Consider the following 9,133-nt stretch of genomic DNA (forward strand, 5'->3'; position numbering starts at 1 on the left):
CCATAATATAAAGCCGCATAGGTTAAAAAGTATATTAGTAAGGCCACAAATCCATATCCTAAGAAAAGAAGGATTTTTTGAGGGTGAGTATCTTGAATAGAATCAAAAGGCTGAAAAAACCAAAAGAAGAAAAATACATAAAAACCCAAACCCGTACCTATTCCAAGTTGGTATTTTAATGAAGTTAAAGTAAACCTTTGTTTGAAGTAATTTTTAAAAAAATTGTACTTCATTAGATGAGTTCCAATTAATAATCAATAATACAGATAAGAACTAACTTCAAAAATACATATTTAAATTTAAAAGATTAAAAAGAAGGATACCTTTAAATATAATACAAAATAAATAGAAAGATTTGAAAGGATAAATTCCCTAAAATATTGGAGGTCTTTTTGTTATTAGTGACCTAAATAGTGACCTAAAAACTATAAACCCCTCAAACTTTCCGTTTGAGGGGTTTATGTGGGACATACTGGATTCGAACCAGTGACCTCTGCCCTGTCAAGGCAGCGCTCTAAACCAACTGAGCTAATGCCCCAAAAAATATCAGCCTACAAATATAGTTTCTTTTTTAATTTAGCATAAAATCGTCAAAAGATATTTTCAGTTCTTGTAGGTAAGGAAACTAAAAGCCAAGTTTGTTTGAAATCATTTCTAGATATCGATTTCTACTTGGTTTTTTAATAAATCCTCCATGTTTTCTCTTTTACGAATTAGTTTTGCTTCACCATTAATCACTAACACTTCAGCTGGTCTAAACCGTGAGTTGTAATTGGAGGTCATGCTAAATCCATATGCTCCTGCATTTTTTATGGCCAGGATGTCTCCTTCTTTAACCTCATTTAGTTTACGATCCCAACCAAACGTGTCTGTTTCACAAATGTAACCTACAATGCTATATACCCGTGTTGTTCCTTTTGGATTGGAAACATTGAAAATATCATGGTAGGCGTCATACATCATCGGTCTAAGTAGATGATTCATGCCTGAGTCTACTCCTACAAAAACTGTGGCGGGAGTAGTTTTGATCACATTTGTTTTAACCAACAGAAACCCGGACTCACTGACCAAAAATTTTCCTGGCTCAAACCATAATTCTATATCTCTACCATAGGATTTACAGAAGTCACCAAAAGCATTTCCTAATTTTTCACCTAGCTCTTCAATGTTGGTGGTTACATCTCCCTCACGATAGGCAACTTTAAATCCACTTCCAAAGTCAATGAATTCGAGGTCTTTAAATTCACGGGCTAAATCGAAAATTACCTCAGCACCTTTCAAGAATACCTCAGAATCGAGGATGTCAGAGCCCGTATGCATGTGTAAACCTGTAACTTTAATGTTGTAGGTCTTTATTACCCTTTGTAGGTGTCTCAGCTGAAGAATAGAAATTCCAAATTTTGAGTCAATGTGTCCAGTGGATATTTTAAGGTTACCCCCGGCTAAAATGTGAGGGTTTACCCGTACACAACAAGGAACTGAATCATGATAAGTAGCTCCAAATTGTTCTAAAATAGAGATATTGTCAATGTTGATTCTAAGGCCAAGTTCAACGGCTTCCTTTATTTCATCAAAGGAAACACAATTTGGGGTATAAAGGATTTCCTCTGGTAAAAAGCCCGCTTTCATACCGATATAAGCCTCTTGTATGGAAACCACATCCAGACCCGCACCCTGTTTTTTTAGGAGTTTTAGAATATTGAGGTTTGTAAGTGCCTTGGCAGCATATTTAATTTTTACCCTCTGGCCAGAAAATGCATTTTGCAATCTCTGAAGCTGAGAAGAGATTTTTTCCGCATTGTAAACATATACCGGAGTACCGAATTGTTCACAAATATCTACAAGTTTTACTCCCTGGATACTGTAGGCGTTATCGATTAATTCCATTACTCAAATTGTTTAATCGGCAAATATAGTATAAGAATTTTAATTGCAAACAGGAGAAACGAAGGGAAATTTTAGGTTTAGTAAATTTGACATTAGTCCGCCATTTAGTGTGGTTTAAAATTAGGCTTTACAATTTAACTTCTTCTTAACAACCTTGTCAGAAAATGTGCGTAAATTTGAACTATAACGGTTATGATTTTGAACCTTAGTGATGTGTGGAAAGGATTTTTTAAAAGGTTGGTTTGTATTAGATGGGAGGTAAGTGAAGGCAATTTTCATCCTTATTTTCTATAGGTATTATTAAATTCAAAACCTATTGTGGGTATTTAAGTTGGATTCCTTATTTTTTTTTAGTATATTTTATGACTTGGGGAAATTGTGTTCTACTCCTGTTTGATCCTTTTAAGTCTGCAAACTTTTATTCCCGGGGCAATATTCCCACTAAAAATCCTCAAATAAATTCGCCGTTTTACAATTAAATTTTACCCCTATGATACAAATTATCCCTTCTATTATTATTTATGATGGAAAAGTTGTTCGCCTGGAACAAGGAGATTTTTCCAAAGAGAAACAATATGATGTTAGCCCAGTTGATCTGGCAAAGAAATTTGAAGACCATGGAATGGAGGTCGTTCAACTTGTAGATTTAGATGGTGCCCGTGGAAGAGAGCCTGAAAATTATCATGTATTGGAGGCTATTTCGGGACATACCAGTTTAAAGATTGATTTTACAGGAGGAATAAACACTGATGGTGATATTAACAAAGCATTAGAATGTGGTGCTTCCTTTATTACTGTAAGTAGTAAGGCTGTAAGTAATAAAGAGCTTTTTAGTTCGTGGTTGGTTTCTTATGGAAGAGAGATTATCAGGTTGGGGGCTGACTCCTTAAATAAAAAACTGAAAGTAAAAGGATGGTTGAAAAGTACCGACATCAATATTTTTGATCATATAGAGTATTTTTATAACCGAGGTCTCAAGTACGTTAAAGCAACAGATATTGCCAGAGATGGGGTGTTGGAGGGGCCTTCTTTTGAGCTCTACGAGGAAATGTTAGTTCGATTCCCTGATATTAAAATTCTGGCCAATGGTGGGGTTAGGTCGGTAGAAGATATTCAACGTTTGGACGAAATGGGGATTAATGCGGTTATTTTTGGTCGTGCTTATTATGAGGGTATTATTGATCTGAAAGATCTTGCACCTCTATTGGTGTAGAGATAAAAGAAAAAGCTGATTTCGAAAAGGGAAGCAAACTTATTTTTGGTTTGCTTCCCTTTTTAGTTGAAAAGGATTAAAAGCGGCAATTTATTAATAACCTAAAAGGCATAGATGTAAATGTGTTTTTGATTTTGTCGTTATCTGTATCATCATCAAATTGTAAATTTGTGATTTTCATGAATTCACTGGCATGATTTATTCTTAATGCTGATTCAAATTGAAAGTTTACTCTTTGGTGCACTTTAAAACGGAAACCTAATAATGGGCCCCACCCAATTACGTTTACCTTACCTTTGATCTTCGAATTGTGTTGAACAGGATTTGGAATGGAAGAGGAATAAAATTCACTGTTTAGGTCAGCTCCTCCGTAAAACTCCCATTTTTGTGAGATTTCTTTGAAGGCTTCAAATCCGATTTTTAGAAAAATACTATTCGTATTTCCTTCGGGGTCTTCAGTCCTGGGAAATGTAAACAATTTGCCTCCCAAGGCGAACCTTCCATTCACCTTTTTTCCCAATATTTTATAATTAAGGAAGTAAATGGGTTGGTAGTTTTCATAGGAATTCAGAAAATATATGGGCTGGTTATTATCATCCAAGGCGATTATGCTACCATTATTTTCTTTTGTAAGAAATGCTCCTAAGTCTAAACCTATTTCATTTTTATATCTGATTTTTACCTCCTCATTGTCAGTGTTTTGGGAGTAAGTCGAGGTATAAATCAATATAAGGCAAAATGTGATTAGTAGTTTTTTCATTTAGTTGTTGTTTTGAATGTTATAGTTAATATAAATTGGTTTAATAATTCAAAAAAAATATTTTCTCAAACTATAAAGTTTTTGTTGATTTTATTTTAAATTTTTTCTCAATAATAATGCCAAATTTATAAAAAAATAACAATATTTATTTTGAATTTTAGTTGTTTTATTGAGTTGGATGTTATTTTTTAATATTGTATTGTTTAATATTAAATATATATGTTGTTTATTATTTATTATGGAATTAATAATTTTAAAATATATGGTTCGGACTGAGTTATTATTTTAGGTGCTAACAGAAGGTCAACCGCAACTTACTTTTCCAATTTTGCATTATTTTCTATTTTTTACACTTCGTCCATGACAAATCCTTTGTCTTTTCCCTTAGACACTAGGTCAGTAGGTTCAACAACTCTTTCACTTAAAAATGAGTTATAAGATAAACACGGACAAACCAGGGTTTAATAAATAGATGAGTCCTTCCATTTAAAGTAAGAGAATGTTTTGGGGCCTTTCGGTTTATTGCTGCTTAATTTATAAGTTTTGGAGGCCAGTGACCGACGGCAGTTTGTTTTATGAAAGCTTATGAGTAAGGGAAGAGTTGTCTTTTATTGATTAAGAGTTGATGAGGAGGCTTTTAAAACTTTTTGGAGGGTTTAAGCTCTTTTGCAAACATGAAGGAACCTATTGTATATCGTTCAATTGAACCGGAGGATTTACCGAAAATGTACGGTGCTTTTAAGAGGGTTTATGCTGATTTTCCTGCTCCTTTTTTTCTACACCAGGAAATGTACCTCAAAAAATATATTGCCCGACAAAATATAGACTATAAACTATCGGTGGGGGCTTTTGAAGATGATAAATTGATCGGTTTTATTTTGTCTTCGGTGGCGCTATATGAAGGTAAACTTACTGCCTTTAATAACAGTGAAGGTTTTTTGCCAGTGCATCGTAAGGAAGAAGTGTCTGTTAAGATGTATGATTTTCTCCGCCCTCTTCTACAAAAGGCAGAAGTTAAACAGTGTTTGATCGAGGTGCAAACCAATGATAAGAAATTGTTGAAAGTGGCTAAAAAACTGGGTTTCAAGGCAAACAAAACCTATCATTGTCTGATTTTGTCTAATCAGCAGATTTTGGCCTCCCAACCTCCAGGTGGAATAAGTATTCGTATACAAGACAAAGCCGACTGGGATTTTTATGAAAGTTTTACCGATGTAAATGCTCCCTTTTTGAATAGTCGCTACCACTTAGACAATAATGAGTATGATGAAATGGTTATTTCGGCCAAAAAAAGTGGTGAGGATATTGGGTTTGCAATTTTTGAACCAGACATGGGTAGAGTGGCCCAAATTGGAGTTCGTAGAGATTTCCGTCGTAGAGGGGTAGGTAGTGCTTTGCTTAGTTTTATTTATCAGTTGTCAGCGAATAAGTCTCTACTGGTTAATGTGGATACAAAGGCTAAAGATGTAAATGAGTATTTTAAGGAAATGGGTTTTGAAACTATTGGAGAGTTGGCCGAAATGAAGCTTATTTTATGATTAGGATTAATGGAGTTAACAAACTTTAAGATTACTTTTTGGTCCTGAAAGATTTGGATTAACTCACCATATATATTCTTTTTTCTTGTTTGTCTATTTCAGATAACCTTAATTCCAAATTAAAAAGTTGTTTTTCCTAATTTTGGTATCTGAATGATAAGGAAGAGGAATAAGTTCTGTAAGAGTTTTTGTTTCAATTTTTATGACCACTAAATCTTTGACAATTCGTTTCCTAAAAAAGGAAGATAATTCCTTCATGCATGCCGCCTTTTTAGAGGCCTTTTCAGATTATGTAATACCTTTTAAACTAAGCAAGGAGCAGTTTATCCACAGGTTTGTGGATAAGTTAACAATCAACTTTGAATTGTCTGTAGGGGCTTTTTCTGGAAATAAATTGGTGGGATTCATTTTCACGGCTATCAATAACTACCAAGATAAAACTACGGCCTACAATGGAGGTACAGGGGTTATTCATGCATTTCGGGGAAAGAACTTAACAAAAAGGATGTATGATTTTCTGACTCCAGAATTGCGAAAGCATAAAATTGAGCAATATGTTTTGGAAGTAATCACCTCCAACGAAAGAGCTATAAGGGCATATCAAAATTGCGGTTTTAGCGTTAACAAAAAGTTTTCTTGTTTTGCTTTAAGAGAATCATTTCAGACAAGGGGTATAAGCACTAAAAATTTAAAACTGGAAAAGCCAGATAATTTTGATTGGGCGTTGTATGAGGAATTCAGGGATATTTCTCCTTCTTTTTTGGATTGTCCACCTATATTAAGGCAGAATATAGCCCAAGAACAGATTATCTATTTAAAAGAACAAGAAAAAGTGTTGGCCTATGGAATTTTTCAGCCGCAAACTGGCCGTTTGTCACAAATTGCTGTTGCAAAAAGTCAACGTAGAAAAGGTCTAGGGCGGAGGCTTATTCAAGAAATGTTTCAACTTTCTATTCCAAAATGTTTGACTATTTCCAATATTGATAGCCAGGCTATTTCAGTGATTTCATTTTTTGAGGCAATGGGTTTTGTCAATGAAATTGATCAATACGAGATGACTATGGTGTTGGACTAAAAATTGCTATAAACTTGCAGGTCTCTCAAAGCCCATTAAGAGCAAAGTCTCTCTACCTAACCATGAAACTGAAGATAAGTTGAAATTGGTTGCTAGAAGCTAAAATCATTTTGGATAACCAATACGCTGTAATGCGTAGGGAATGAATTTTTTTGATACAAATTTAAAGCATGAAATTTAAAGGCCTAGAAGCTATTACTTCCGGTAACATTTTGAAACTACATGAAGACCAGGAAATCACGCATTTGCTTACTGATAGCAGAAAGTTGTTGACGGTTCCAGGTGCAATTTTTTTTGCTATTAACGGTAAGTTTCACGACGGTCATGCCTTTCTGGAGTCTACATATAGTAAGGGAGTCCGAAATTTTGTAGTGAATAAATCGAAAAAACTTTCGCTGGATCAATTTCCGGAAGCCAATATTTTAGCTGTGGAGGATAGCCTGAAGGCTATGCAGCAAATAGTAGCTTTTCATAGGCAACAATTTCATTTGCCCGTTATTGGAATCACTGGTAGTAATGGTAAAACAATTGTCAAGGAATGGTTAACCCAAATTTTAGCCGAACGGTATAAAGTATTAAAAAGTCCCAAAAGTTATAATTCCCAATTGGGTGTGCCTTTATCGGTATGGAAGTTGGAACCTGATCATGAAATGGCCGTTTTTGAGGCAGGCATTTCTCAGGTGGGTGAAATGAAATTCCTTCATTCAATTATTCAACCTACTCATGGAATTTTCACGAATATTGGACCTGCTCATGCAGAAGGGTTTGAATCCATACAGCAAAAGATCGAAGAAAAACTGATTTTGTTTAAGGACTGCCAACAAATTATTTGTTGTAAAGATCACTATGAAGTGTATAAAGCCTTAGTTACTCATTTCCCTAAAGATAAATTGTTGACCTGGTCTACCAAGGAAATAGCAGATGTGAGCATCCTACATCAAAAAAAGAAGGGAGATTACCTGTGTCTGGAGATGAGCTTTAAGGGAGAAACTTTTTACATGGAGTTTCCTTTCACGGATGAAGCATCAGTTGAGAATGGAATGAATATAGTGACCTTATTATTGTCATTTGGGTTCTCTTTTACTGAGATCCAATCCGGACTTAGGAAGTTGAAAAGTGTCTCTATGCGATTGGAGGTAAAACAGGGGGTCAATAATTGTATGCTGATAGATGATAGCTATAACAATGACCTGGCAGGTTTGGAAATTGCTTTAAATTTGCTGGACCAGCAAAAACAAAATCCAAAAAAAACGCTGATTCTTTCCGATTTGTACGAAGCTGGCTTAAGTAACTCCCAATTGTACGAAAAAGTTGCCTCCTTGATAAAAAGCAAAGGGATCAATCGACTGATAGGTATTGGTCCAATAATCAGTAGTCAACAAAAGAATTTTTTAACCCAGGAATCTCAATTTTACCCAAGTACTTCTCTTTTTTTGAAGGAATTTGATCAAAATACTTTTAAAAGGGAGAATATTTTAATAAAAGGTGCACGGGTTTTTAATTTGGAGAGAGTGGTGCATCAACTGCAGCAAAAAATGCACCGCACTTCGCTTGAAATTAACCTCGATGCTTTAACTCATAATTTAAATGTTTATCGTAGTCGCTTGCAGCCAGAAACTAAGATTATGGTAATGGTTAAAGCTTTTGCTTATGGAGGAGGGAGTAATGAGATTGGTCATCTGTTGCAGTTTCATAGGGTAGATTATTTAGCCGTAGCCTATGTGGATGAAGGAATCGCACTTCGGGAAAATGGGGTGAAATTGCCTATTATGGTTATGAATCCTACCCCCGAGAGTTTTGAAAAGCTGTTGGATTTTAATCTTGAACCAGAGATTTATAGTCTTTCTCTATTGAATACCTTTGTAGATTTTCTTCGTCGAAATGATAGAGAATCAGGAATTCATTTGAAGTTGGAAACAGGGATGCATCGATTGGGTTTGGAAACTTTTGAGGTGGAAGAGGCAATTGATATTCTACGGGTTAATTCTTCCATAAAGGTAAAAAGTGTGTTTAGTCATTTGGCAGGTGCCGATGAAGCTATTCATAATGATTTTTCCCTAAAGCAAGTTCAAATATTTAAGGAAGGTGTTCAGAAAATAGAAAGTGGTTTGGGGTATCCAGTGATCAAACATATTCTGAATTCCGCAGGAATTATTCGCTTTCCTGAGTACCAATTTGATATGGTTCGATTGGGGATCGGTCTGTATGGCATTGAGGTTAATGGTAAAGCACAAAATGAATTGCGTCAAGCCAATACCCTAAAAACCATTATTTCTCAAATAAAAAAAGTATCTGCTGGAAATACCATTGGTTATAGCAGAAAAGGCATAGCAGAAGGGGAGAGGATCCTTGCCACCATTGCCATTGGTTATGCAGACGGATTTGACAGAAGGTTCAGCAACGGAAAAGCCCAGGTGTTAGTGAATGGAAAATTTGCTCCTACTATTGGAAACGTCTGTATGGACATGACCATGATCGATATTACGGGAATTTCTGCTAAGGAAGGGGATGAAGTAATCCTGTTTGGAGAAGAAAATCCTTTGATGGCTTTGACCCAAACGTCCAATACTTTTCCTTATGAGGTGTTGACTAGTATTAGTGAGCGTGTAAAAAGGATTTACTATACAGAATGATCTTTTTAGTTGAAAAAGACCTTTTTT

At 35.2% G+C, this 9,133-nt stretch carries 7 protein-coding genes and 1 tRNA gene; 4 read left to right on the top strand and 4 right to left on the bottom strand.

From position 1 onward, the window contains the following. From E1171_RS24295 to lysA, 3 genes are all read right to left on the bottom strand, one after another. Positions 1-233: hypothetical protein (locus E1171_RS24295; RefSeq protein WP_222931505.1), on the bottom strand; the 233-nt coding region annotated here is incomplete at its 3' end. A 230-nt stretch (positions 234-463) separates the two neighbouring features. Further along, positions 464-538: transfer RNA gene (locus tag E1171_RS14035), tRNA-Val, on the bottom strand. A 116-nt stretch (positions 539-654) separates the two neighbouring features. Then, positions 655-1,887 (bottom strand): diaminopimelate decarboxylase, encoded by a 1,233-nt coding sequence (lysA, locus tag E1171_RS14040; protein ID WP_155206660.1) that lies wholly within the window; start codon positions 1,885-1,887, stop codon positions 655-657. 490 nt (positions 1,888-2,377) lie between these two features. On the opposite strand from lysA, the gene E1171_RS14045 reads away from it, so the two are divergent. Next, positions 2,378-3,100, top strand: coding sequence for a 1-(5-phosphoribosyl)-5-[(5-phosphoribosylamino)methylideneamino]imidazole-4-carboxamide isomerase (locus E1171_RS14045; protein ID WP_155206661.1), 723 nt, complete (start codon positions 2,378-2,380; stop codon positions 3,098-3,100). A gap of 76 nt (positions 3,101-3,176) precedes the next feature. On the opposite strand, the gene E1171_RS14050 is transcribed toward E1171_RS14045, so the two are convergent. Then, the gene (locus E1171_RS14050) at positions 3,177-3,860 is read right to left on the bottom strand and encodes a hypothetical protein (RefSeq protein ID WP_155206662.1); all 684 of its coding nucleotides are present in this window, start codon (positions 3,858-3,860) and stop codon (positions 3,177-3,179) included. 674 nt (positions 3,861-4,534) lie between these two features. Here E1171_RS14050 and E1171_RS14055 point away from each other — a divergent pair. The 3 genes from E1171_RS14055 to E1171_RS14065 all read left to right on the top strand — a co-directional run bounded on the left by E1171_RS14055 (position 4,535) and on the right by E1171_RS14065 (position 9,106). Further along, on the top strand, positions 4,535-5,398 hold the full coding sequence (locus tag E1171_RS14055) for a GNAT family N-acetyltransferase (protein ID WP_155206663.1): 864 nt from the start codon (positions 4,535-4,537) through the stop codon (positions 5,396-5,398). A 202-nt stretch (positions 5,399-5,600) separates the two neighbouring features. Then, on the top strand, positions 5,601-6,473 hold the full coding sequence (locus tag E1171_RS14060; RefSeq protein ID WP_155206664.1) for a GNAT family N-acetyltransferase: 873 nt from the start codon (positions 5,601-5,603) through the stop codon (positions 6,471-6,473). A gap of 170 nt (positions 6,474-6,643) precedes the next feature. Further along, the gene (locus E1171_RS14065; protein ID WP_155206665.1) at positions 6,644-9,106 is read left to right on the top strand and encodes a bifunctional UDP-N-acetylmuramoyl-tripeptide:D-alanyl-D-alanine ligase/alanine racemase; all 2,463 of its coding nucleotides are present in this window, start codon (positions 6,644-6,646) and stop codon (positions 9,104-9,106) included. The last annotated feature ends 27 nt before the right edge of the window (positions 9,107-9,133 follow it).

Origin of the sequence: Xanthovirga aplysinae, assembly GCF_009711365.1 — a bacterium.
GTDB classification, from domain to species: domain Bacteria; phylum Bacteroidota; class Bacteroidia; order Cytophagales; family Cyclobacteriaceae; genus Xanthovirga; species Xanthovirga aplysinae.